General features: G+C 65.5%; 20 protein-coding genes. 9 read left to right on the forward strand and 11 right to left on the reverse strand.

Features of this window, described 5'->3' with window-relative positions; all coding sequences use genetic code 11:
- Positions 1-24: 24 nt before the first annotated feature.
- Positions 25-1,716 (reverse strand): peptide ABC transporter substrate-binding protein, encoded by a 1,692-nt coding sequence (locus tag K410_RS0129235; RefSeq protein WP_028138169.1) that lies wholly within the window; start codon positions 1,714-1,716, stop codon positions 25-27.
- Positions 1,717-1,934: 218 nt separating this feature from the next.
- Between K410_RS0129235 and K410_RS0129240 the strand changes: the two genes are divergently transcribed.
- Positions 1,935-2,564, forward strand: coding sequence for a cupin domain-containing protein (locus K410_RS0129240; protein ID WP_028138170.1), 630 nt, complete (start codon positions 1,935-1,937; stop codon positions 2,562-2,564).
- Between the two features lie 7 nt (positions 2,565-2,571).
- Here K410_RS0129240 and K410_RS0129245 read toward each other — a convergent pair whose 3' ends face one another.
- Positions 2,572-3,597: an AraC family transcriptional regulator gene (locus tag K410_RS0129245; RefSeq protein ID WP_028138171.1), complete on the reverse strand. Its 1,026-nt coding sequence runs from the start codon at positions 3,595-3,597 to the stop codon at positions 2,572-2,574.
- A 188-nt stretch (positions 3,598-3,785) separates the two neighbouring features.
- On the opposite strand from K410_RS0129245, the gene K410_RS0129250 reads away from it, so the two are divergent.
- The 3 genes from K410_RS0129250 to K410_RS0129260 all read left to right on the forward strand — a co-directional run bounded on the left by K410_RS0129250 (position 3,786) and on the right by K410_RS0129260 (position 6,976).
- Positions 3,786-4,235: a cupin domain-containing protein gene (locus K410_RS0129250; RefSeq protein WP_024339447.1), complete on the forward strand. Its 450-nt coding sequence runs from the start codon at positions 3,786-3,788 to the stop codon at positions 4,233-4,235.
- 93 nt (positions 4,236-4,328) lie between these two features.
- Complete coding sequence (locus K410_RS0129255; protein ID WP_028138172.1) at positions 4,329-5,819, forward strand: flavin-containing monooxygenase; 1,491 nt, start codon at positions 4,329-4,331, stop codon at positions 5,817-5,819.
- 89 nt (positions 5,820-5,908) lie between these two features.
- Positions 5,909-6,976 carry a hypothetical protein gene (locus K410_RS0129260; protein ID WP_028138173.1) on the forward strand — a complete coding sequence of 356 codons (1,068 nt, stop codon included), beginning with the start codon at positions 5,909-5,911 and terminating at the stop codon, positions 6,974-6,976.
- A 156-nt stretch (positions 6,977-7,132) separates the two neighbouring features.
- Here K410_RS0129260 and K410_RS0129265 read toward each other — a convergent pair whose 3' ends face one another.
- Together K410_RS0129265 and K410_RS0129270 are read right to left on the reverse strand one after the other, a co-directional pair.
- Entirely contained in the window at positions 7,133-7,903 is a 771-nt protein-coding gene (locus tag K410_RS0129265) for an outer membrane protein (protein WP_028138174.1), read from the reverse strand.
- A 207-nt stretch (positions 7,904-8,110) separates the two neighbouring features.
- Positions 8,111-8,290, reverse strand: a complete 180-nt coding sequence (locus K410_RS0129270; protein ID WP_028138175.1) for a hypothetical protein — start codon at positions 8,288-8,290, stop codon at positions 8,111-8,113.
- A gap of 235 nt (positions 8,291-8,525) precedes the next feature.
- Here K410_RS0129270 and K410_RS0129275 point away from each other — a divergent pair, with 235 nt between their 5' ends.
- Positions 8,526-9,521 carry an NAD-dependent epimerase/dehydratase family protein gene (locus K410_RS0129275; protein ID WP_028138176.1) on the forward strand — a complete coding sequence of 332 codons (996 nt, stop codon included), beginning with the start codon at positions 8,526-8,528 and terminating at the stop codon, positions 9,519-9,521.
- A gap of 29 nt (positions 9,522-9,550) precedes the next feature.
- Here K410_RS0129275 and K410_RS37415 read toward each other — a convergent pair whose 3' ends face one another.
- The gene (locus K410_RS37415) at positions 9,551-10,285 is read right to left on the reverse strand and encodes a transporter substrate-binding domain-containing protein (RefSeq protein WP_049820376.1); all 735 of its coding nucleotides are present in this window, start codon (positions 10,283-10,285) and stop codon (positions 9,551-9,553) included.
- Positions 10,286-10,520: 235 nt separating this feature from the next.
- Between K410_RS37415 and K410_RS0129285 the strand changes: the two genes are divergently transcribed.
- Both K410_RS0129285 and K410_RS0129290 read left to right on the forward strand, forming a co-directional pair.
- Positions 10,521-11,714: an efflux RND transporter periplasmic adaptor subunit gene (locus K410_RS0129285; RefSeq protein WP_028138177.1), complete on the forward strand. Its 1,194-nt coding sequence runs from the start codon at positions 10,521-10,523 to the stop codon at positions 11,712-11,714.
- A gap of 10 nt (positions 11,715-11,724) precedes the next feature.
- Entirely contained in the window at positions 11,725-14,877 is a 3,153-nt protein-coding gene (locus K410_RS0129290; RefSeq protein WP_028138178.1) for an efflux RND transporter permease subunit, read from the forward strand.
- Positions 14,878-15,033: 156 nt separating this feature from the next.
- Here K410_RS0129290 and K410_RS0129295 read toward each other — a convergent pair whose 3' ends face one another.
- Complete coding sequence (locus K410_RS0129295) at positions 15,034-17,301, reverse strand: cation:proton antiporter domain-containing protein (RefSeq protein WP_028138179.1); 2,268 nt, start codon at positions 17,299-17,301, stop codon at positions 15,034-15,036.
- Positions 17,302-17,686: 385 nt separating this feature from the next.
- Complete coding sequence (locus K410_RS0129300) at positions 17,687-18,859, reverse strand: MFS transporter (protein ID WP_028138180.1); 1,173 nt, start codon at positions 18,857-18,859, stop codon at positions 17,687-17,689.
- A 52-nt stretch (positions 18,860-18,911) separates the two neighbouring features.
- Here K410_RS0129300 and K410_RS0129305 point away from each other — a divergent pair, with 52 nt between their 5' ends.
- Positions 18,912-19,736 carry an AraC family transcriptional regulator gene (locus tag K410_RS0129305; RefSeq protein ID WP_028138181.1) on the forward strand — a complete coding sequence of 275 codons (825 nt, stop codon included), beginning with the start codon at positions 18,912-18,914 and terminating at the stop codon, positions 19,734-19,736.
- Positions 19,737-20,045: 309 nt separating this feature from the next.
- The gene (locus K410_RS0129310; protein ID WP_028138182.1) at positions 20,046-21,398 is read left to right on the forward strand and encodes a malonyl-CoA decarboxylase; all 1,353 of its coding nucleotides are present in this window, start codon (positions 20,046-20,048) and stop codon (positions 21,396-21,398) included.
- A gap of 130 nt (positions 21,399-21,528) precedes the next feature.
- Here the strand turns inward: K410_RS0129310 and tarD are convergent, their stop codons facing one another.
- From tarD to K410_RS0129330, 4 genes are all read right to left on the reverse strand, one after another.
- Positions 21,529-22,698 carry a D(-)-tartrate dehydratase gene (gene tarD / locus K410_RS0129315; RefSeq protein ID WP_028138183.1) on the reverse strand — a complete coding sequence of 390 codons (1,170 nt, stop codon included), beginning with the start codon at positions 22,696-22,698 and terminating at the stop codon, positions 21,529-21,531.
- 153 nt (positions 22,699-22,851) lie between these two features.
- A complete protein-coding gene (locus tag K410_RS0129320; protein ID WP_008559805.1) occupies positions 22,852-23,094 on the reverse strand; it encodes a DUF3297 family protein in 243 nt (80 codons plus the stop codon).
- 11 nt (positions 23,095-23,105) lie between these two features.
- Positions 23,106-23,582, reverse strand: coding sequence for a glutathione peroxidase (locus tag K410_RS0129325; RefSeq protein WP_028138184.1), 477 nt, complete (start codon positions 23,580-23,582; stop codon positions 23,106-23,108).
- A gap of 2 nt (positions 23,583-23,584) precedes the next feature.
- Positions 23,585-24,985 (reverse strand): amidase family protein, encoded by a 1,401-nt coding sequence (locus K410_RS0129330; RefSeq protein WP_028138185.1) that lies wholly within the window; start codon positions 24,983-24,985, stop codon positions 23,585-23,587.
- Positions 24,986-25,016 lie beyond the last annotated feature (31 nt).

A 25,016-nucleotide genomic window follows, 5' to 3' on the forward strand; every position in this document is an offset into this window, starting at 1 on the left:
AGGCTGCCCTGCGCACCTGATCCGTCAGGCCCAGTACCATTCGCGGATATTCCAGCAATTGATCGAGGTGTTGATGTTGGGGCGGAAGCCTTGCAGCCCCTCCTTCACGCCTTCTGCGATGAAGCCCTGGAACAGCGGCAGGATCGCCAGGTCGTTGCGGATCAGCTTTTGCAGCTCGCCATAGGTGGTCTTGCGCTGCGCCAGATCGAATTGCCTGGCGCCTTGGGCCAGCAGCCGGTCGGCCTCCGCGCTCTGATATTGATAAGTGTTGTAGCCGCGGCCGCCCTTGGCGGGAATGGCGCCGGAGCCGAAGCGCGGCGTCACGTCGGGGTCGCTGCCGAGCATGAAGTTCACGCCGACGATCACCGAATTGAACTTGGATTGCTGCCAGAACTCGCCCCAGATCACGGCCGCCGGCATGTTGTTGACGCGCATCGCGGCGCCGATCGCGCGCCAATCCTGGATCAGGAGCTGCTGGGTCTGCTCGCGCGCCGCATTGCCCGACGTGGTCGAATTGGTGAATTCGAGCTTGACGCCGCCTTTCTCGCGCACGCCGCCGGCGCCGCGCACCCATCCCGCCGCATCGAGCAGCGCATTGGCCTTGGCAGGATCGTATTTGTGCTGCGGCAGTCCCTGCTGGGACGACCAGGCCTGTTGCGGCACGAAACTCTCGGTCTGCGTCGGCAGGCCGTAATAGAGCGCGTCGATGATCGCCTGCTTGTTGATGGCCAGATACAGCGCCTCGCGCACCGCGCGGTCGGCAAAGGGACCGAACTCCAGATTGGGCGCGATATGCTCCACCGAGGAGGTCGAGGAGACGACGATCTTGCGGCCCTTCAGCGTCTTCGCCTCCTGCACGAAGTTCGGCAGGATGCCTTGCAGGCCGGTGTAGTCGACCTGTCCCGTGCGGAACTGGGTGTAGAGCACGGTGAGATCCGGAATGTACTTGAAGACCACGCGTTCGACGTAGGGCCCCTTGCCGTGATAGCCGGTGTGCGCATTGAGCAGGATGTGGTCGCCGGGCACCCGTTCGCCCCAGCGGAAAGGCCCGGTGCCGACTGGCGCATTGTGGAACGGCGAGGCGTTCGGATCGGACACCTTCTCCAGAATGTGCTTGGGCACGATGAAGGTCAGCGACCCCAGGATCGACATGTAGGGCGAATAAGGCGCTTCCATGCGCCAGTGGATCTCGTCCGCCGCGACGACCTTGATGTCCTTGACCAGGCTGTGGCCGACGCGGCTGCGCGCGCGGAAATTGGAATCGTTGATCAGCTCGAGCGAGAACTTGACGTCGTCGGCCGTGAACGGCGTGCCGTCGTGCCACTTCACGTCGCTGCGCAGCTTGATCTTCCAGGTCAGGCCGTCGGCCGACAGGCCGCCATTCTCGATGGTCGGGATTTCGCGGGCGAGATCGGGAACGAAATTGCCGGCGGGGTCGATGTACCAGAGCAGCGAGAACACCTGCCACCAGACGCCCTGATCGACCTCGATGCCGGGCATCAATGGATGAAAGACCGTCGGCTCCTGCGACAGCGCCGCGATCACCTGCCCGCGCGGCTTGTCCGGCGGATTGGAGGGACGTTCGCTCTGCGCAAAGGCGTGGCCTGGAAGCGTCAAACCCGCCGCGGCGCCCGCACCGAGCTGGAAGAATTGCCGGCGACTTGGAATGCCGAAGTGGACTCCGCCAACGCCGAACCTGCCGGTGCTGTCTGCCATGACCAGTCTCCGTTCCCGCACGCGGCACCGTCTCCCGCGCCCCCAAGACCCCGGCAGGGGACAGGAGTGGGCTTTAGTGCTTCTAAATTCTTGAACCAAAATTTCATCACGACTAAATACAACTGTCAATCGCATTGCTAATATGCGCGACCTTTTCACTCCAACTGATGCCTCTCACCCATGCGGCCGAGGCTCATGATGATGCATGGGAGAGCGACATGGATGGTCGCGGCGACACCAACAGTCCGAAGGACGCCCCGACCAGCGAGGCGGACGATGCGGTCGACCAGCGGCTCGGCGAAACCGTGCGGCTGCTGCGTCAGCGTGCCGGCTTCTCGATCCAGGACGTCGCCAACAAGACGGGCCTCTCCACCGGCATGATCAGCCAGCTCGAACGCGCGCGCGCCATGCCGTCGATCCGGACGCTGCGCCTGCTCAGCATCGCGCTCGACGTGCCGATCTCCTATTTCTTCGAGACCAGCGATCCCGCCGAGGTGCCGCGCTACATCGTCCGCAAGAACAGCCGCCGGCTGCTGCGCCTCACCGCCAGCGGCGTCGTCAAGGAAGCCCTCACTCCCGAAGGCAAGGGCCAGCTCGAACTCTACGAGCTCACGCTCAATCCCGGCGCCTCCTCCGGCACCGACTTCCTGCAGCACACCGGCGAGAAGGCCGGCTACATCCTGTCCGGCAGCCTGCGGCTGTGGCTCGACAACCAGGCCCATGTGCTGGAAGCCGGCGACAGCTTCCGCTTTCCGAGCACCGTGCCGCACATGTTCGACAATCCGACCCAGCAGGCAGCGCGCGTGATCTGGGTGACGACGCTGCGCGAAAATCCCGCGACTGCTTGACGATCCTTCAGCTCAGCCGCCGCCGCAGCGTGGCCGACGGCGTCTCGCCGAATTTTTCGCGGTAGGCCCCGGCCATGCGGCTGAGATGGGTGAAGCCGAGCTCGAACGCGATGTCGGTGACGGAGGCATCGGGCGATCCTTGCGCGAGCCGGGCATGCAGAGCTGCGAGGCGCATGTCGAGCAGCATCTGCGAGATCGACTGGCCGAAATGGCGGCGGAAGCCGAGCTGAAGCGCGCGGATGCCGATGCCGGAGGCGCAGGCGAGCTGTGCGAGGTCGAGCGGCTCGCCGGCGTTGTCCGCAAGATGGTCGCGCGCCGCGCGGAGCGTGCGCGGCAGCCGCTCGGCGCGGCCGGAGAATGTGGTGATCGCATCCGAGAGGCCATGCCGCTGGCCATTGAGGAGATGATCGAGCAGCATTTCGCGCCAATCGGCCATGGCGATCGCCGACAGCCTGCCGGACGGACCTAGACGCTCGGCGATCGTCATCAGCTCGGCAAGACGGGTTCGCAGCACCCGTCCGGCCGGCGTCTCCAGGTCGATCACCGGATCGAACTCGACGGCGCCCGATGCCCTGCCCGACAGCGCCGCGGCGCGCTGCTCGACGATGCGGCGGTCGAGCAGCAGGATGGCCTGCGCACAGTCGCGCCACATCATCCGGGTCGGGATCGTCGGCGACAGCAGCGACGCCGTCCGCTCCGGCGCGGCCTCGAGCTCGGCGATTCCGGCGCGGATGTGGGCTGTGCCCGCGAGCGGAATCTGCACCAGGAAGAAGCGCTCGAGGCAACCGGGATCGATGCAGACCGATCCGCCATAGGCGACGTAATTGATGGAGAAACCGTCGAAGGCCGCGCAATTGTGCCGGGCCGAGAATCCGGCCGCGCGCGCCTGTGCCGGCTTGAGGTCGTGCGGACAGAAGATGCGCCCGATCTGTTCGGCCGCTTCGTCGACGTCATCGGTGGTGACGCGGGCGAACGCCGCAAGCCGTTCGGCTGCAGAGGCTGTTGCGCTCATTTCCAGCTCGGCTGCGGACATCGTCGACCATGCTTCGCGCCCGGAATTCCTTTAAGCCTATAATAGTTCCGTGGGGGCGAAAAGGGCCGTAGCTCGCAAATTCGTCGTGCTGCATGGCAATAGGTTCATCCGGATTCGTTTAGCGGATAGACAGTCGGACCGTCCTCGGACGATGCTCCGTCCCCGCCGGAATCCATGAGGAGCAAGCCATGACTGCACTCGAAAAAGGCATCACCGCGAACGGCACAGGCTATGGCGGCAAGAGCTGGAATATCCTTGGCCAGGTCTATTTCCCCAAGGCCGTCACCGATTCCACCTTCGCGTTCGAGACCAACAGCGATCCCGGCCAGTTCGTGCCGGTGCACATCCATCCGACCCAGGACGAGTTCATCCTGGTGCAGGAGGGCACGCTCGACCTCAAGCTCGACGGACAATGGGTCAAGGCCCATGCCGGCGATCTCGTGCGCATGCCGCGCGGCATCCCGCACGGCTATTTCAACAAATCCGACAAGCCCTGCCGCGCGCTGTTCTGGGTCTCGCCGATGCAGAAGCTGGAGGCGTTGTTCAACCAGCTGCACAATCTGACCGACCCCGCGGAAGTCGTGCGCATCTCGGCGCTGCACGAGGTCGATTTCCTGCCGCCCGAGGCCAACGACTAGGTTCCTCCTCCACTGCATCCGCTTGCTGGCCCGCCGGCCGCGCCTTGCGGCCGAACGTGGCCGCTTGCGCCCAAACACATTGCGAGCAAACCCATGGTCAGTCCCAAGCATGTCTGCGTGATCGGCGCCGGCGTCTCCGGCCTTGCCGCCGCCAAGGCGTTCTCTGCCCGCGGCCACAGCGTCGCCATCGTCGAGCGCAGCTCGGATCTCGGCGGGGTCTGGGAGCCGGCGCGCTCCTATCCTGACGTGCAGACGCAGAGCCCGAAGGAGCTCTATCGCTACACCGACCGCGCCATGCCGGAAGGCTATCCGGAATGGCCGACCGGGCCGCAGGTCCATGCCTATCTCGCCGACTACGCCAGCAGCTTCGGCCTCGACCGCATGCTGCGCCTCGACACCGAGGTCGCCGGCATGGCGCGGCGCGCCGACGGCAGACCGGGCTGGACGCTCGCGCTGAAGAGCAAGGACGGCGCGGTGACGAGCGAAGATTTCGACTTCGTCGCGGTCTGCACCGGGCAATTCAACGAGCCGCGCGAGCTGCATTGCCCCGGCGAGGACGCGTTCCTCGCACAGGGCGGCCAGATCCTGCATTCCTCGAAATACGGCGATCCCTCGCTGGCGAAGGGCCGCCGCATCGTCGTGCTCGGCGGCTCGAAATCGGCGACCGACATCGCGGTCAACGCGGTGAAGTCGGGCGCGCGCGAGGTCACCATCGTGATGCGCGAGCCGGTCTGGCGCATCCCCTATTTCATCGGCGGCCTCGTGAACTTCAAGCGCATCCTCTACATCCGCGCGCAGGAGGAGATGTTTCCGGGCTGGGGCATCAGTTCAATGGGGCGGCTCGCGCATCGCATCGCCGCGCCGCTGGTCTGGGCCAATTGGCGCGGGCTGGAAAGCCTGCTGAAGGCGCAGCTCAAGCTCGGCCGCTGCAACATGGTGCCGAAGGAGCGGATCGAGGACGGCGTCAATTGCTCGGTGCCGATCGCAACGCCCGGCTTCTATCCGATGGTCGCCGACGGCCGCATCAAGGCGGTGTTCGGCACCTTCGACCATTACGACGGCGACAGCATCGTGATGAGCGGCGGCGAGCGGGTGGGCGCCGACGTCGCGGTGCTCGCGATCGGTTACAAGCTCGGCGTGCCGTTCCTGCCCGAAGCTTACAGGCAGAAGCTGGTCGATGCCGACGGCCAGTACCGGCTCTATCGCCTGATCGCCAACCCCGATCTGCCCGAGCTCGGCTTCGTCGGCTTCAACTCCTCGTTCTGCACCGTGCTCTGCGCCGACCTCGCCGCCAACTGGCTGGTGCGCTATGCCGACGGCCAGCTCGCCAACCAGCCGACGGCGCAAGCGATGCGCGACAACATCGAGATGATGCTGCACTTCAAGCGCGTCGAGCGCCCGGCCGCGGGCGTCTATGGCGGCCTGTGCGTCGCGCCCTATCATTACCGCCATTTCGACGAGCTGATGGCCGACATCGGCGCGAAGAACCAGAAGCGCGGCGGGCTTGCCGGCCGCTTCCAGCCGCCGGACGCGGACGCCTACGCCAAATTCCTGGCGACGGCGCCGGACTATCGGGCTGCATAAGAAATCCGGCTGAGCGGGATTTGCGTCTCGCCAGCCCTCACCTCTGTTGCTTACGATCTCCCTGGCCAGCGAATCGACGGGAACCGGCCATGGGATTCAGACGTCTCGCAGTCTTTGTGGCTGTTGCCTTCTTCATCATGGGCCCTGCCCTCGCGCAGAAGGTCGCGCTCACGCCCCGGCAATCGGAGGCGGTCGCCGCCTATGACCGCGCGCTCGGCGAGTTCAAATCGATCCTTGCCGAGCGGCGGCGCCAGATCGACGCCAAGGAGCCGCTGCCGAACCTGCCGGGACAGGCGCTGTATCTGGCGCGCGTCGCCGTGATCAGCACCTACAAGGATCTCACCGACGTCATGCCGTCGCGGATCGGCCGGCCCAACAAGTTCGAGATTCCCCCGGCCTATTTCGACGCCGATATCGAGCCGCTGATCGAGGAATACAGCAGGCTGTTCGACATCATGGAGGCGCCGCCTGCGGGCGCGCAGAATTCGCCGACGCCGTTCAGGGACGTCGTCGACCTCGCCGTTGCGATCGCGCGCGCCAAGGGGCTCGCGCCGGAGCATGCCGACGCCGCGGGACGCATCAGCCTCGGGCTGTTCTTTGCCGAGACCAACGGCAAGCAGAATGTCCGCAATGCGCGCTCGAACACCTACATGGGCAGCTTCCAGACCGGCCCCTCCGAGGACCGCAACGGCCACAGGAAATGGGAGAAGATCAAGGGCGACGTCGCTGCGATCGACCCGGGCTTGAGCGCGCGCGACGACAAGGAAGAGGCCCGGGCGCGCGGCACCGATCAGCGCTTCAACCACTGGACCAATGTGCGCAACGGACTGATGAACGCGCACGCCGACCTGTTCCGGGAGATCCCGGGCATCGCGAAGACGCTGCCCGACCCGATCGACCAGATGAAGCTGTTTCAACTGATCCAGATCGTTCCCACCCCGACGCGGTCCGCGCTGAGATCGGGCGATCTCCTGAACTACCGGGTGTCCAGCCCCAGGATCATGAGGTACCTGCGCAACAACAGCATTTTCGCGTTCGGACAGGCCGACCGGGCGCGAACTTCGGCAAGCTATCGCGAGATCTTCGCCGCGATGTGGCTGTTCAACCGCAAGTTCGAGAAGGCGATGGCGAAGTATGCGGAGATCAAGGGGCGGTAGGTCGCGCGCGAGCGTATCGCTTCTTATTGGGGGGCGTGCGAACTCGAACCAGACGATCATTCTCGCGTGAAAAGGGCGACCGGATCACCGGTCGCCCTTCTCATCATTCTTCAAATTGCGGGATCGTGGTGACAATCCGCGGCCGTACCGGGGTCCTCAGTAACGCGTCAGGCCCGGCCCGCCGAAGCGATAGTTGATGCGCGCAGTCACGATATCCACGTCCTGACCGATGCTGTTGGTCGTGGCAACACCTCCAGGCGCAGCCGCAAAGCTCAGAGTCCGACGATCGAGGAAAATGTGATCGTACTCCACGCCGACCGACCAATTGGGAGCGAAGCCGAACTCCACGCCGGCGCCGACAGTGGCTCCCCACCGCGTATCGCTGCTGCTGTTGATCAACGCACTGGTCGCCGTGAACGTGTGGGTGTAGCGATTATCCACCACGGCCGCACCGCCCTTCGCATAGAGCAGCACGTTGTTCCAGGCCCATCCGACCTGGCCCGTGAAAAGACCGAAGGCGCGCACCCGAGAATTGATGGTGAGGTCACCCGGCGCGAACACGAAGGCAGGCGACGACACCCGCGATCCGTTCAAGTCGGCCCAATCCCCTTGCGCCTCCAGTCCGAACACCCAGGACGCCGACTGCCAGCGATATCCGATCTGACCGCCAGCAACGGCACCGTCTGCGTTGTGACATCCCTCGCCTGCCGTAAAGGCTGCGCCCGCGAAGCTCACAAAGTCCCAGCAGTTGCGGGTGGTGCCCCATCCGCCGTTGCCGCCGATGTAGAAGCCGCTCCAATCGTAAACCGACGCCACAGCGGGCGGCGGCGCTTTAACGTACGGCCTTGCCGCCATATCAGCGGCCTGCGCATGGGTACTCAACGCCAGTGCCGCCACTGCGACACTGGCTAGCATTGTTTTTTTCATCTGTAGTCCCCTTGGGCTGAAATGCCGTAACAACTAGACACCATTGAGCGGTGCTTCGCTGTAACCGTGAAAACACGGACATGTTGGACGTTCAGCTCGGAGAGTTCCTCCCGTTTCCAAACGTTCAGAACGAAAAGCTCAAATAAATCAGTGCAGCACGGCGCCGACATGCCGAACATTTCGGAACTCAACCTGATTGCAGCGCTGCTACCTGTCTTTCCGCACCGAAAAGCGGTTCTTTCGCTTTTCAAACGCGAGGTACTTTTCAATCGTAGCCTGAAGTTCACCCGCCAATTCTAACCGCCGTTCGGGCGTGTTGAGGCCGCGCTGAAGTTCGAGCACCCGGCCAGCCATTTCCTGACAGATCTTCGCAAGCGTTTTGTTCATGGACAGCTTCCTCGGTGACTCTAACGAGAGGACGTCGGTCTTGGATCACATCCAATCCGAGCCCAGGAGAATTCGCGCCCGAGCGAAGCGATCCTGCGGATGGCAGTAAAAGGCAAGGCGACCGGGATCGAGCGCCTCACTCCACTTTAGCTTGCTCGCTCCGGCGCCGCTCGACGCCGGCGGTTGCAGCTGCTACCAGAAATTGTGATCTCTCGCTCTCATCGGCGGCTCGGACATGCGCATCCTCATTTTGGGCGGCAGCCAGTTTCTCGGACGCGCGGTCGCGAGCCATGCCTGCGCTGCCGGCCACGACGTGATTTGCGCCGCTCGCGGCCTTGCCGGGCCGATTGCGGCGGGCGCGCGCTTCATCCAGATCGACCGCGATGTGACCAACGGTCTTGCGCCGCTCGCGGGCCAGACGTTCGATGCCGTGGTCGACGTCTCGCGTCATCCCGGCCAGGTCCGGCGCGCGGTCGCGGCGCTGAAGCGACCCGGCGTGCATTGGACGTTCGTCTCCACGATCAGCGTGTATGCGGACAACCGGGTACCAGGACAGCGCGCGGATACGGCGCCGCTGCGCGAGCCTGCGGCAGGGGATCCGGAGCACAGCACGGATGCCATTTACGGCGCCGCCAAGATCGCCTGCGAACAGGCGGTCGGGAACGATGCCTTCATCTGCCGCGCCGGCCTGATCGCCGGGCCGCAAGACCCGACGGGGCGCTTCGCCTATTGGCCGACACGGCTTGCGCGCGGCGGCGAGGTGCTGGCGCCGGGGTCTCCTGATGATGCCGTCCAGTTCATCGACGTGCGCGATCTCGCTCAGTGGATCGTACACGCGGCGGAAGTTCGCCTCACGGGGATCTACGATGGAATCGGACCGATACGCAGGCGCGGCGAATTGCTGGCCGATTGCGCAGGGGCGCTGAACGCGTCCTGCACCTTCACCTGGATTGACCATGCGTTTCTCGAGGCCCACGACGTGCGGCGCTGGGCGGGCCCGCGATCATTGCCGCTGTGGCTGCCCCTGCCCGACTTCGCCGGCTTCATGTCGCGCGACACCTCACCGGCCCGCGAGGCCGGCCTAATCTCGCGACCACCGGCTGATACCGCGCGCGATACGCTGCATTGGCTTCGTAGCAGCGACGGCCCGGTCGTCGGGCTGACCGCCGATGAAGAACGTGCGGTGCTCTCAGCGTGGCACGCGCGCGAGGCAGCTGCGACCGGGACTTAGCCCAATCGTGGAAAACAGGCTGACGGACGCTACTCCGTCCTGATCGGCGAATCCTTCAGGCCGTTATCGTCATAGGCCCTGCGCAGGGTGCCGTTGCTCGTCGCGTCCGTCATGAACGTCGTGACGAACGCCAGCGCCCGGTTGTGGCCGAGCGGCACGGCGACGGCGGTCACGGTCTTCTTGAACGTCTCGTCCAGCACGCGCGTGCCCGGGATCTTCTGCGCCATCTTGTTGAGCTGGTCGCGCGACAATGCGAAGGCGTCGATCTCGCCGCTCCTGAGCAGGCCGAAAATCTCGTCATAGGTCTGATAGCCCGTGACCTCGGCATGCTTCAGATGCGCGATCGCGCCGCGCATGGTCGTGGTGGCGTTGACGGCGGCGACCTTGGTGCCGGGTCGGTCCAGCGTTGCGAAATTGGTGACCGCCGAGCCGGGCTTGACGATGTAGGTGGCGTCCGCGACCTCGTAGATCGGGCCAAACAGCATCCTGGTCTCGCGCTCGGGATCTTTGGGCAGCCAGGTGACGTCCCACCTCCCTGTCGACGCCGCGTCGGTGATCTGCCCGGAATTCTGGTGCGCGACATATTCGACGGGGACGCCGAGCTGCGCGGCCATCGCCTTGCCGAGATCGACCGGCACGCCGGCATAGCCGGCTTCGGTCCTGGTCGACCAGAACGCGCCGCCTGCGGGGCTGATGGCGATCGCGACCCGCAGCTTGCCGGTCGGCGCGATCTCGTCCTTCAAGCCGTCTGCTGGCGCGGGCATGTCATGGTCTCCTCACTCTTTCTTCCCTGCGACCGCTCCGTTTGGCTCGCACGGCCTTTGATACAATTCCGGTCGATCACGCCGCCGATGAAGAGCGGTTTGTCGTGATAAACTTGTCAAAGGCCACATCGCTCGTTGCAGGGCAAGGCCGGTGACTGCCATGGCTATGGTGTTCCACGGCCAATCGTTTATTGCTAGCCTGCCGCACCGACAGACAGCAATCGGGGGCTACCGAATGACCGCGCCGAATCCCGCCACTCCCGCGCGCCGCAATGAAGCGTGGAGGCATATCGGGCGGGTCCTTTCCGCTGCGGCGTCCATGACCGTGCTCGCCGGCTGCGAGGACAAGAACGCGTATGTCGCCCCGCCGCCGCCCAAGGTGGACGTCGCAACGCCCGTGCAGCGTCCGGTGACGCGCTACATCGAGGCCACCGGCAACACCGCGCCGATCAAGAGCGTCGATCTGGTGGCGCGGGTGCAGGGCTTCCTGCAATCGATCGACTACCAGGACGGCACTTTCGTGAAACAGGGGACCCAGCTGTTCACGATCGAGCCGGAAACCTACAAGCTCAAGCTCGAACAGGCGCAGGCGGCGGAGATCGGCGCGCAGGCTTCGGTGCGGCAGACCGACGCCGATTACAAGCGGCAGGCCGAGCTGGTGCAGCGCCAGGCGGTCTCGCAAGCCACGCTCGACAATTCCACTTCCGCGCGCGACAACGCCCAGGCCAATCTGCAGCAGGCGCAGGTCAACACCAGGCTGGCCCAGGTCAATTACGGCTACACCAAGGTGACGGCGCCGTTCGACGGCATCGTCAGCGCCCACATGGTCTCGGTCGGCGAGCTCGTCGGCGTCTCCTCGCCGACCCAGCTCGCCACCATCGTCGCGATGGACCCAATCTATGTGAACTTCACCGTCAACGAGCAGGACGTGCTGCGCATCCGCGCCGAAGCGGCCCGCCGGGGATATACCCCCGCCAACCTCAAGCAATTTCCGATCCAGATCGGCCTCCAGACCGAGACCGGCTATCCCCACGAAGGTCATCTCGACTACGTGGCGCCGACCCTCAATCAATCCACCGGCACGCTGGCGGTGCGCGGCCTCGTCGCCAACGACAAGCGCTTGCTGCTGCCGGGCTATTTCGTCCGCGTCCGCGTGCCGTTCGAGCAGGAGAAGAGCTCTCTGCTCGTCCCCGACGCCGCGCTGGGCAGCGACCAGGGCGGCCGCTATCTGCTGGTGGTCAACGGCGACAATGTCGTCGAGCAGCGCAAGGTGCAGATTGGCCCGGTCGACAACGGGCTGCGCGTGATCGAAAGCGGCCTGAAGCCGGACGATCGCGTGGTGATCGCAGGATTGCTGCGGGTGATCCCGGGCCAGAAGATCGATCCGCAGGTGACCAAGATCGAGCAGCCGCAAGCCTCGAGCAAGTGAGGGGCCAGCCATGATCTCAAAATTCTTCATCGAGCGGCCGGTCCTCTCGAACGTCATCGCGCTGTTGATGATCCTGATCGGCGGCGTCGCGCTGTTCAACCTCGCCGTCGCGCAATATCCCGACGTGGTGCCGCCGACCGTGCAGGTCACCACACGCTATCCCGGCGCCAGCGCCAAGACCGTGATCGACACCGTGGCGCTGCCGATCGAGCAGCAGGTCAACGGCGTCGAGGACATGCTGTACATGCAGTCCTACAGCGGCTCCGACGGCACCTACACGCTGACGGTGACCTTCAAGATCGGCACCGATCTCAACTTCGCGCAGGTGCTGGTGCAGAACCGCGTCTCAAGCGCATTGTCTCAATTGCCGCAGGCGGTGCAGAACCAGGGCGTCACCGTGCAGAAGCGGTCGACCTCGATCCTGTTGTTCGTGACGCTGACCTCGCCGGACTCCAGGTACGACAGCCTCTATCTGAGCAACTACGCCACCATCAACATCCGCGACGAGCTCTCGCGCCTGCCCGGCGTCGGCAACGTCACCGTGTTCGGCGCCGGCCAGTATTCGATGCGGGTCTGGCTCGATCCCAACAAGCTGCAGGTCCGTGGCCTCGTGCCGCAGGACGTCATCCAGGCGATCCAGCAGCAGAGCCAGCAGGTCGCCGCCGGCCAGGTCGGCGCGCCGCCGACACCGCCGGGACAGGCGTTCCAGTACACGCTCAACGTCAACGGACGGCTCGACGACACCAGCCAGTTCGAGAACATCATCGTCAAGTCCGGCAGCAGCGGCGACGTTACGCGCGTGCGCGACGTCGGCTGGGTCGAGCTCGGCGCGCAGACCTACAGCCAGATCTTCTCGCTCAACAAGCAGCCGGCGGTCGGCATCGGCGTGTTCCAGTCGCCCGGCGCCAACGCACTCCAGGTCGAGAAGGCCGTCGAGAAGAAGATGACCGAGCTCGCCAAGCGGTTTCCGGAAGGCATCAAATACGACACGCCGTTCGACACCACCAAGTTCGTCGAGGCCTCGGTGCACGAGGTCTACATGACGCTGATCGAGGCCGGCCTTCTGGTGCTGGTCGTGATCCTGGTGTTCCTGCAGGACTGGCGCGCGATGCTGGTGCCGGCCACCACCGTGCCTGTCACCATCATCGGCGCCTTCGCCGCGATGGCGGCGCTCGGCTTCACCATCAACATGTCGACGCTGTTCGCGATCGTGCTGGCGATCGGCATCGTGGTCGACGACGCCATCGTCGTGGTCGAGGGCGCCGCGCACAACATCGAGCAGGGCATGAACGGCCACGACGCCGCGATCAAGGCGATGGACCAGCTGTTCGCGCCGATCGTCGGCATCACCCTGGTGCTGATCTCCGTGTTCCTGCCGGCCTCGTTCCTTGCCGGCCTCACCGGACGGATCTACTCGCAGTTCGCGCTGGTGATCGCCGCGACCGCGCTGCTGTCCGCCATCAACGCGGCGACCTTGAAGCCGACGCAATGCGCGCTGTGGCTGCGGCCGGCGGTGCCGCCGGAGCAACGCAATTTCTTCTACCGCGGCTTCAACGCGGTCTATGACCGGGTCGAGCGCGGCTATACCAGGCTGATCACTTTCCTCGTCAAGCACGCCACAATCTCGGTCGCGTTCGCGCTGCTGGTCATCGGCGCCAGCGGCTACGGGCTGTCGCGGGTGCCGACCGGATTCCTGCCGATCGAGGACCAGGGCTATCTGATCGCCGCCGTCCAGCTGCCCGACGGCGCCGCCTTGGAGCGGACCCAGAACGTGCTCGATCGCGCCAGCGAGATCATCAAGGATACGCCCGGCGTGGCGCAGGTCATCACCATCGCCGGCATCTCGGCGCTCGACAACAGCGCCAGCCTCGCCAATGCCGGGGTCGCCTACATCATCCTGAAGGATTGGGACGCCCGCAAAGGGCCCGGCGAGGATCTGCGCTCGCTGGTCTACGGCCTCAACGACAAGCTCGCGACCATCATGGAAGCCCGCACCATCGTGCTGCCGCCGCCCCCGATCCAGGGCATCGGCAACGCCGCCGGCTTCTCGATGCAGGTCGAGCTGCGCGACGGCAACAGCGATTTCGCCAAGCTGCAGGCCATCACCGGCGCGGTGGTCGCGAACGGCCAGAGCCAGAGCGCACTGCAGCGCGTGCAGTCGTCGTTCCGCTCCTCGGTGCCGCAATTCAACGTCGAGATCGACCGGGTCAAGACCCAGACGCTGCATGTCACCACCGATCAGGTGTTCGCGGCGCTGTCGACCTATCTCGGCTCGTCCTATGTCAACCAGTTCAACAAGTTCGGCCGCGTGTTCCAGGTCTACACCCAGGCTGATCCCGCCTTCCGCGTCACCGAGCGCGACATCGTCAACATGATGGTGCGCAACTCCAACGGCGACATGATCCCGATCGGCACCGTCGCCAAGATCACGCCGGCCACCGGCCCATCGCTGATCAGCCTCTACAATCTCTATCCGTCCTCGACCGTGATCGGCCTGCCGGCACAGGGCTACTCCTCCGGCCAATCCCTGAAGCTGATGGAGGAGATCGCGGACAAGACGCTGCCGCCGGGCACCGGCTACGAGTGGACCGCGATGTCGTATCAGGAGAAGGCAGTCAGCAACCAGATCTACTGGGTGTTCGGCCTTGCCATGCTGCTGGTCTATCTCGTGCTCGCCGGCCAATATGAGAGCTGGTACGCGCCGATCTCGGTGATCCTCGCGGTGCCGCTGTCGCTGCTCGGGCCGATGCTGATCCTGTCCGGGCTCAAGATCGACAACAACCTCTATTGCCAGATCGGCCTGATCCTGCTGATCGCGCTGTCGGCCAAGAACGCCATCCTGATCGTCGAGGTCGGGCTCGAGCTGCACGGCCGCGACGGCAAGCCGGTGCTGGAAGCCGCGATCGAAGCGGCCCGCGCGCGCTTCCGCCCGATCCTGATGACCTCGTTCGCCTTCATCCTCGGCGTGGTGCCGCTGGTGCTCGCCACCGGCGCCGGCGCCAGCGCGCGCAAGTCGATCGGCATCACCGTGTTCTCGGGCATGCTGGCCTCGACCTGTCTTGCCGTGCTGTTCGTGCCGGCCTTCTTCGTGGTGGTGCAGCGCTTCGAGAACTGGCGGGCGAGCAAGAAGGCGCCGAAGGCGAAGCCGGTGGCGGTGAAGTAGACAACGGCTGTCGGCCCAATCGTCATTGCGAGCCAACGAGTCCGCGCGAAGCGCGGCCCGATGACAGGCTCCGCGAAGCAATCCAGAGTCTTTCCGCGGAGGCAGTCTGGATTGCTTCGTCGCTTCGCTCCTCGCAATGACGGCGGAGAGCGTTGCTCAAGCCTTCTCCACCGCAGGCCGCCGCGCCTCGCCGCTCGACACCAGCAGCACCGAGACCTTCGACTGCCTGAGCACGGCGTCGGCGACGCCGCCGAAGGAGAGGTGGTCGGCCTGGATGCGGTCGACGCCCATGACGACGAGATCGACGTCGGTGGTGTCGATCTCGCGCAGGATCGCGACTTCCGGCGCACGGTTCACCCGCAGCGTGGTGGTGAAGTCGACGTCGTAGCGTGCGGCGAGATCGCTGGCGTCCTTGAGGATGCCGGCCTCCTGGCCGAGGCCGCGGGAGGTGCCGCGCTGCGCGCCCTTGTCGCGCGTGGTCGCGACGTAGATCATCCGGAGCGAGCCCGATCCTGCTTGCGCCAGCGCGACCGCGACCTCGGCACCGCGCTTGGAGATGGCGCTGCCGGAGACCGGAACGAGGATGTTGAGTCCCTCGGGATTCGGCTGCTTCAGGTGCTTGCCCTTGGCCGCGGCGATCGCGAGCGGTCCCTCGAATTTCGCGGCAATGTCCTCGATCCTGCGGTCGAAGCGATCCTTGGTCGCGGCGACCTTGTCGATGCCGACGACGAGCAGATCAAAACCCTTGCGTGCCTCCTCGATGATGGTCTCGCCGAGCTCCGCACGCCTTGCGCGGGTGACGACATCGATGCTGCCAGTGTCCTCTTCCTTGCTGGCCGCCACTACCTCGGCCGCCTTCTTCACCACGGCTTCGTGGCTCTCCTCGGCGTCGTGGCTCTTCTCCTGCTCCTTGGCGTTTCGGCCGATGTGCAGCACGGTAATCGGCAGGCCGCGCATGCCGGCGATCAGGCCCGCGAGGTGGGCGGCGAAGGTGGCGTTGACGCTTTCGTCGACCGCCAGCAGCGGACGCTCGAGATTGGCGAGGAAGCCGCGCTTCTCGAATTCCTCCCGTTCCAGCCGCTCCTTCTCCTCCCGGTCCATCGGCAACCTCGCCAGCGCTGCGCGCAGCATCGGGGGCATCGCCATCGTGGTCACGATCGCCATGGTCACGATCATCGTGAACAGGTTCTGGCTGAGCACGCCAATCGACAGGCCGATGGTGGCGATGATCACCTCGGTCGAGCCGCGCGCGTTCATGCCGCTCGCCAGCGCCAGCGATTCCCGGTTGCTCAGGCCGCCCAATGCGCCGCCGACGAAGGCGCCGCCGAACTTTCCGACGCTGGCGATCAAGACCAGGAGGCCGGTGAGCATCAGCAGATCGGGATCGCGCAGCACCGAAAGATCGGCGGCAAGGCCGGCAAGGCCGAAGAACACCGGCATGAAGAAGCTGGAGATCAGGCCGCGCAGGCGCTCGTCGATCTGCCGCGTCAGGATCGGGGATTCCCCGACCAGGATGCCGGCGACGAAGGCGCCAAGCACGGTGTGGACGCCGATGGCATGCGTGATCATCGCCATCACGCACATCAGCAGCAGAATCACCGTGATGACCGCCGCGGCGCTGACGAGGTTGTCGTTGGCCCAGCGGATCAGCTGAAACACCAGGCGGCGGCCGATCGTGAAGCTGACCGCGAGGAACAGCAGCGTCCCCAGCACCGCCTTCGCCACCGAAGCGATGTCCAGCGTGCCGTGCGAAGCCAGGCTGAAGATGACGGCGATGATGATCCAGCCGATGGTGTCGTCGATGACGGCGGTCGCGACGATGATCTGGCCGACATTGCGGCGCATGAAGTTCATCTCGCGCACGACCACGGCGACGATCTTGACCGAGGAGATCGACAGCGCCGTGCCCATGAACAGCGAGGCCACCAGGCGCTGCTCCGGATTGGGCAGCAGCGCATCGGGCAGGAACTCGCCGAGCGCGAAGCCGCAGGCAAACGGCACGACGATGCCTGCGATCGAGATCGCGACCGCGGCCCTGCCGACCTTGCGGACCAGCTTGAGATCGGTCTCCATGCCGGTGAGCAGGAGCAGCAGCAGGATGCCGACCTGCGCGATGCCGTCGAGCATCGCCTTCTGCTCGGGCGACTTGGGGAAGAGCGCGGCTTGCGCCTCCGGCCAGATCCAGCCGAACAGCGACGGCCCGAGAATGATGCCGGCGAGCAATTCGCCGATCACCGAGGGCTGGCCGATCCGCTGCATGATCTCGCCGAGGCCGCGGCCGACCGCGATCAGCAGCACGATCTGCGCCACCAGCAGGAATTCGGACGGGCCGGCCGCTTTGCCCGCTTCAGCGCCGGCCGCAATGGTGGTGAGGACGAGCGCCGCCGGGACGAGGCCGGCCGATCGGAGCAGGCGCGATAGCATAAAGGCGATTTCCCCCTTCACCCCCGGCGTCGGGGCCATGGAGACAGAACCCGCGGAAGGTGGAGCGGGTTCCAGAGGTGAGAGGGGGCGGGCGAGGACAAAATTGCGAAAACAACCCCATGCACAGTAAGGAAGGAGTTGAAAAGCTTGGGAAAATTTCGGCCTTGCCGAAGCAGTTTGCGCCGTCGGGCAAAACAGGGGCAGAGTTGCATGATCGGCGGCGTGCGTGACGTGCCGCTCCGCTCCCTGTCATTCCGGGGCGTCGCGCAGCGACGAGCCGGGAATCCATTTCTCCGCAATCACTGCCGCCCGATGGATTCCGGGTTCGCGCTGACGCGCGCCCCGGAATGACGATGTGGAGACAGTTGCCCGCCTCACAATGACCTCACACCGCCTGCGGCGTCCGGATCTCGCGCGGCAGGATGATGGCGGCCGCGATCGCGAGCAGGCAGAGGGCGGCGAAGGCGTGCAGCATGGTGACGAAGCCGCCCTGCTCGTAGAGCCAGGCGACCAGGCCGACCGAGGCGCCGGCCGCGGTGAAGCCGATGAAGTAACGCACGGCATAGGCGCGCGAGCGCCATTCCTCGCTGGTGTATTTGCCGACCATGGCGTCGTTGACCGTGACCTGCCCGAACGCCCCCATGACGATGCCGATCGAGACCAGGATCAGCGGCAGGTTCTCCAGGCTCGCGGCCAGATACAGGAACGGCGCCAGCATGAAGGACAGCGGCAATGCCACCGTCTTGAGCGAATAGCGGTCGAGCAGCCGGCCGATCGTGTACTGGGTCATCGCGCCGAACACATAGACGCCAGCGGCGATGGCCCCGAGCAGCGCCGCGCTTTTGGTCAAGTCCGCCAGCCGCTCGGCGAACAATTTCGGCAACGCCACGGTGACAGCGTTGAACGTCGTGGAGATCGCGATCACCACGATCAGCAGCGACAGCACCACCCGCCACATGTCCTGCCTGGCCACCCGCGCCTGCGCCGCCGCCTGTTTCGAGCCCTTGCGGTCCTCGTGCACGACCATGATCGCAAAGGCGATGCCGATCAGGATCGTGACCGCGCCGGGAATGATGAAAGCGAAACGCCAGCCGAGATATTGGCCGATCACGCCGGTGACGAGCGCCGAGGACGCCACGCCGAGATTGCCCCAGACGCCGTTGATGCCCATCTCGCGGCCGAGCCGATCGGCATAGGACACGATCATGGCGGTGCCGACGGGATGATATATCGAGGCAAAGATGCCGATCGCCAGCAGCGCGGCGCCGAGCTGCGCCGGGGTCTGCACGAAGCCGACCGCGACCATGGACGCCCCGATGCCGACGAAGAAGATCAGCATCATGTGGCGGCGGCTCCAGCGGTCGCCGAGCCAGCCGGTGAGCAGCGAGCCCGCGCCGAACGCCACAAAGCCAGGTGTCGCGTAGGGCAAAAGTTCCGAATAGGCCATGCCGAGCGCCGGGCCCATGATGATGACGGCGGCGGCGAAGATCAGCATCGAATAATGGTCGATGAAATGGCCTGCGTTGACGAAACTGATGACCCGACTGGGGCTGTTCATTCCCGAATCCTCTCCTGCTCCGAAATGAGTTATATGTCCTCCCCATGACGGGATGCCGCCAATGACTGTCTTTGAAACGCCAATTTTGGAAACGCCAGTCCTGCGTGAGGTCCGCAGCAATCATCGCTCCCCCGCGGGCGTGCACCTGGTCGCGCGCGACTATCCCAGGGGCATGCGGATCGACCCGCATTTGCACCGCGAGGCGCAGCTGATCTATGCGGCCAGGGGCACCATGCAGGTGACGACGCCTGGGGGGCGCTGGCTGGTGCCGCCGGACCGGGCGGTGTGGGTCCCGGCCGGGCTCGAGCACGCCATCGACCTGCTCGCCGACATCGAGATGCGCACGCTGTATTTCGATCTCGCCTGGCTGAAGCGCGAGCAGCGCTACGACGGCCTCACCAGGGAATTCGTGGTGCGGGTGTCGCCGCTGCTCAACCAGGCCATCCTCGCGCTGTTCGACGCGCGCAACACCGAAGAGCGCACCGAGCTCCTGGTGCGCCTGGTGATGCTGGAATTGCACCAGGCCGAGGATTCCACGACGTTCGTGCCGCTGCCGCGCGACGTGCGCTGCCGGCGCGCCGCGATGATCGTGCTCGACGACCCCACCGGCCTGCACGACATCGACACGCTGGCGCGGGCGGTCGGAACCTCGGCGCGGACGCTGTCGCGGCTGTTCTCGACGGAGACGCAGCTCAGCTTCAAGAGCTGGTGCCAGCGCGCGCGGATCGCCGCGGCAATCCAGCGGCTGTCGACCGATGCCAGCGTGTCGGTGAAGCAGCTCGCGACCCAGCTCGGCTATGCCAGCGTGCCGGCGTTCTCGGCCGCGTTCCGCCAGGTGACGGGGCGGACGCCGACGGAGTTTGCAGGGAAGGGTTAGCCACTCGCTCGGTGTCATTGCCCGCCTAGTGCGCAATTGCGCACAGGGGCGGGCAATCCAGTATTCCACCGGCGATGGTGATAGAACAGATGGGCCGCGGAGTACTGGATGCCCCGCCTTCGCGGGGCATGACATCGTGTTTGGGGCGAGGACGCGCCGCCACATCACCCCGTCCCCATCAGGCATGCCGGCATTCTCCAAACGCACGGCCCGACTAAAGTTGCCGCATTCCTCCGCTTGATTGTGATCGGCTTCGACCCAAATCCCGTGTAAGCTTCCGCAACGCACAAACCTTATACGAAAGCCCCTATGGCCAATGCCTTCTTCTCCGACCTGCTCGCCACCATCTCCGAGCGCGGCCGCACGCTGCTTCGTCGCGGCGAATCCGCTGACACCGGACGGGATGCCGACGGGTTGCTCGAGCTGTGCGATGCGCTGCTGTCGGGCCGGGGCGAAGCATCGGGTATCGCCATCGCGCGCGAGGTGCTCGACATCTACCGGGAGCTCGATGCGGCGGGACGGCGCGCCTTCTTCGAAGGGTTGGTGCGCGACTTCGGTCCGGACCGGGAGCGCCTGTCCCGGGCGATCGAGACATGGCGCGCCGCGCCGAGCGACGAGGACGCGAGCTCCCTGCATTTCGCCTCGGAGCCGCGGCGGCAGGAGTTGATCCGAAGGCTGAACCGCGCGCCCGGCGGCACCGGCGACCTCGTCGCCATGCGCGCCGATCTGCTCGACATGATGAACGGGCACACCGATCTCGCCGCGCTCGACCGCGACGTCTCGCATCTTCTTTCTTCGTGGTTCAACAGGGGGTTTCTCGTGCTGCGCAGGATCGACTGGTCGACCCCGGCCAACATCCTCGAAAAGATCATCCGTTACGAGGCCGTGCACGAGATTTCGGACTGGGACGATCTGCGCCGCCGCATCGATCCGGTCGACCGCCGCTGCTACGCCTTCTTCCACCCCGCGATGGTGGACGAGCCCCTGATCTTCGTCGAGGTGGCGCTGACCGAGACGATCCCGGGCGCGATCGCGCCGCTGCTTGCGGTCGACCGCCAGCATCTGCCGATCGAGCGCGCGCGCACCGCCGTGTTCTATTCGATCTCCAACACCCAGCGCGGCCTCGGCGGCATCTCCTTCGGCAGCTTCCTGATCAAGCAGGTGGTGGAGGAGCTGCGCCGCGAGACGCCGAAGCTCGACACCTTCGTGACGCTGTCGCCGGTGCCCGGCTTCATGGCCTGGGTGAAGCAGGACAAGGACCTGCCGCTGTCGGACGAGGACCGCGAGGTGCTGAAGCGTCTCGACGATCCCAGATGGTTCGAGAACCCGGAGACGACGACGCTGCTCCGCGCCGTGATCGAGCCGCTGGCCGCGCATTACTTCCTCAAGGCGCGCACGCCGAAGGGCAAGCTGATCGATTCCGTCGCCCGCTTCCATCTCGGCAACGGCGCCCGGCTCGAGCGCATCAACTGGCTCGGCGACCTCTCGCCGAAGGGGATGCGCGAATCCGCCGGCGTGATGGTCAACTACCTCTACCGCCTCGACGACATCGAGAAGAACCACGAAGCCTACGCCAATGACGGCGAGGTGGTGGCGTCGAGCGCGGTGAAGAAGCTGCTGAAGAGCGAAGGGCGAAGGCTGCTGGACATGCGGTTGTCGTAGGGGGCGGTCGGCTCGCACCCCACCGTCATTGCGAGGAGCGTAGCGACGAAGCAATCCAGGCTGCCGCCGCGGAAGGATTCTGGATTGCTTCGCTGCGCTCGCAATGACGGTGCATGTGGCGACAGTCGGGCTACTCCGCCAGCGCCTTCATCTCCTTGTAGAGATCGGATTTTCCCTCGAAGCCGATGCCCGGCAAATCCGGCATGGTGATGTGGCCGTTCTCGACGCGGACGCCATCCGGGAAGCCGCCATAGGGCTGGAACAGGTCGGGATAGCTCTCGTTGCCGCCAAGGCCCAAGCCAGCGGCGATGTTGAGCGACATCTGGTGGCCGCCGTGGGGGATGCAGCGGCTGGGCGACCAGCCGTGGGTCTTCAGGACTTCCAGCGTGCGCTGGTATTCGCACAGGCCGTAGGACAGCGCGCAGTCGAATTGCAGCCAGTCGCGGTCGGGACGCATGCCGCCGTAGCGGATCAGATTGCGGGCGTCCTGGTGGCTGAACAGGTTTTCGCCTGTCGCCATCGGGCCGGGATAGAATTCGGCCAGCGCGGCCTGCAGCGCATAGTCGAGGGGATCGCCGACCTCCTCATACCAGAACAGCGGATAGTCGCGCAGCATCTTGGCGTAGGCGATGCCGGTCTCCAGGTTGAAGCGACCGTTGGCGTCGACGGCGAGCTGCGCGTCGTTGCCGATCTCTTCCAGCACGGCCTCGATGCGCTTGCGGTCCTCGGCGATATCGGCACCGCCGATCTTCATCTTCACGACGTTGTAGCCGCGATCGAGATAGCCGCGCATCTCGCCGCGCAGCATCGACAGGCCCTTGCCCGGATAGTAATAGCCGCCGGCGGCGTAGACGAAGACGCGCGGATTGGCGGTGAGGCCGTGGCGTTCGGCGAGCAGGCGGAACAGCGGCTTGCCCGCGATCTTCGCCACGGCGTCCCACACCGCCATGTCGATGGTGCCGACCGCGACCGAACGCTCGCCATGGCCGCCGGGCTTCTCGTTGGTCATCATCGCGGCCCAGACCCTGTCCGGATCGAGATTGCCGCCGGCTTCATCGAGCAACGACCTCGGATCGGCCTCGAGGATGCGCGGGGCAAAGCGCTCGCGGATCAGGCCGCCCTGGCCGTAACGGCCGTTGGAGTTGAAGCCGTAGCCGACGACGCGCTTGCCATCGCGCACCACATCGGTGACGACGGCGACAAGGCTCGTCGTCATCTTGGTGAAGTCGATATAGGCATTGCGGATCGGGGACGAGATCGGCTTGGTGATCTCGCGGACGTCGACGATGCGGACGGACATTTGTTCTCTCTTCCTGGCTAGCTCTCTCCACTCGTCATGGCCGGGCCTGACCCGGCCATCCACGTCTTTGCCACGGAGCAAGGTCGAGGACGTGGATGCCCGGGTCAAGCCCGGGCATGACGACGGAGGGTGTGGTGCGTCCGACGCAGATAGCTACTTCTTATCCCTGAAATACGGCTCGACCGGCCCGTGCACCTTGATGGTCAGCGGGTTACCGTGGCGGTCCTTGGCGTTGCCGGCGGTGACGCGGACCCAGCCTTCGCTGATGCAGTACTCCTCGACATTGGTCTTCTCGATGCCCTTGAAGCGGATGCCGACGTCGCGCGACAGGATGTCCGCGTTGTAATAGGGGCTGTTCGGATCGACCGACAGGCGGTCCGGAAATTCGTCGCTCATGATTGTCTCGCTCACAACAGTGTTTCGATTTGAGTCCGCAATGCTTCGGGCCGGGCGGTCGGCGCATAGCGCGCGACCACGCGGCCGTCACGGTCCACCAGGAATTTGGTGAAATTCCATTTGATGGAAGCCCCCAACAGGCCCGATTGCTGGCGTTTCAGGTACGCATACAGAGGGTGCGCATTTGCGCCGTTGACGTCGACCTTCTCGAACAGCGGGAAGGTGACGGCGTAGTTGGCCAAGCAGAACGCCTGGATCTCGCTCGCCTGGCCCGGCTCCTGCGCACCGAACTGGTTGCAGGGAAAGCCGAGCACGGAAAAGCCGCGCGGCGAGAGATCGCGATGCAGATCCTCCAGCCCGCGATATTGCGGCGTGAAGCCGCATTTGCTCGCGGTGTTGACGATCAGCAACACCTGTCCCTCGAAACGCCTCATCGGCACCTCCTCGCCGGCAAGCGAGTTGGCCTTGAAGTCGTAGATGGCGGACATCGCTAGCCCACGGGGTCGATTGGCGACGGCGGCACGCCGCCGGCCTCGATCGCCTCGCCCGCGAGCAGACAGAGATCCTCGCGATAGCGGCCGGACACGACGTGCACGCCGACCGGCGCCTTGCCGACCAGACCGGTGGAGACCACGAGGCCCGGCAATCCCATGAAGGGAATGGCGATCTGCGGCAGCTGCGCTTCCCAGACCCGCTTGAAGGATTCGTCGTCCTTGCGGTCGAGGTGATCCGGGAACGGCAGCTCGCCCGAGACCGGCGTCAGCAGCACCGCATATTTTTCGAAGAACAGCATCCACTCGCGCGTCAGCGTGGCGCGGCGTGTCAGCGCCTTGGCGTAATTGGCCTGGTCCATCGGCGTCACCCTGGCGCGGTTGCCGCGCAGGCACGCCAGCGCGCCGGGATCGCCCTCGCGCTCGGCCATCTCGAGCTGCGCCTCGTAGCCGTCGCCGAGCCAGAGCTTGATCTGCCACTCCACCGCCTCGCGCATCGGCGGGGTGTCCTCGATCACGTCGACGGTCCAACCGGCGCGCTCCAGCCGCTTGCCGGCATCGCTCACCGCCGCCTTCACCTCCGGTGTGGTGGCAAGGCCGCCGGGATTGAGGCAAAGCGCAGCGCGCTTGTCCCGCGCCGGGCCCTGCAGCGGCACCGGCACGAACCAGGGATCGCGGATGTCGCGGGCTGCCATTGCTTCGAGCGAAATCCTGAGGTCGTTGACAGTGCGTGCCAGCGGACCCGACACCGCCATGATCTGCGGTCCGATCGGGCGCTCCGGCAGCGCGGGGTTGAAGGCGGGGATGCGGCCCAGCGTCGGACGCAGGCCGTGCACACCGCAGGCATAGGCGGGATAGCGGATCGAGCCCGCAATGTCGGTGCCGTGGGCGATGTGGCCGATGCCGGCCGCGACCGCCGAACCGGCGCCGCCGGACGAGCCGCCCGGCGTCAGCGATGCATCGCGCGGGTTCTTGGTGTCGCCGTGGATCAGATTGGTGGTGAACCAGCGATAGGAGAAGGCCGGGCAATTGGTGCGGCCGAGCAGAATGGCGCCGGCTTTGCGGAAATTGGCGACGACCGGATTGTCCTCGCGCGCGATCACGTCGCGCTGCAGCTTCAGACCGTTGGTGGTGGCAAAGCCTTCCTGGTCGACATTGGCCTTGATGGTGACGGGCACGCCGGCGAGCATGCCTACGTCCTCGCCTCGCGCGATGGCGGCATCGATGGCGTCGGCCTGCTTGAGCACGTCGTCCGGCCGGTGGTCGATCACCGCATTGAGCTGGGGATTGACGGCGTCGAGCCGGGCAAGACCGGCCGTGGCCGCCTCCCTGGCGGAGACTTTCCTGGATTTGACGAGGGTGGCGAGGTCGGCGGCCGACAGGCGCCAGAGATCTTGCATGACTTGCTCCGTGTATCCGGCGTCTTTTAGC

Source organism: Bradyrhizobium sp. 22 (assembly GCF_000482425.1).
Taxonomy (GTDB): domain Bacteria; phylum Pseudomonadota; class Alphaproteobacteria; order Rhizobiales; family Xanthobacteraceae; genus Bradyrhizobium; species Bradyrhizobium japonicum_B.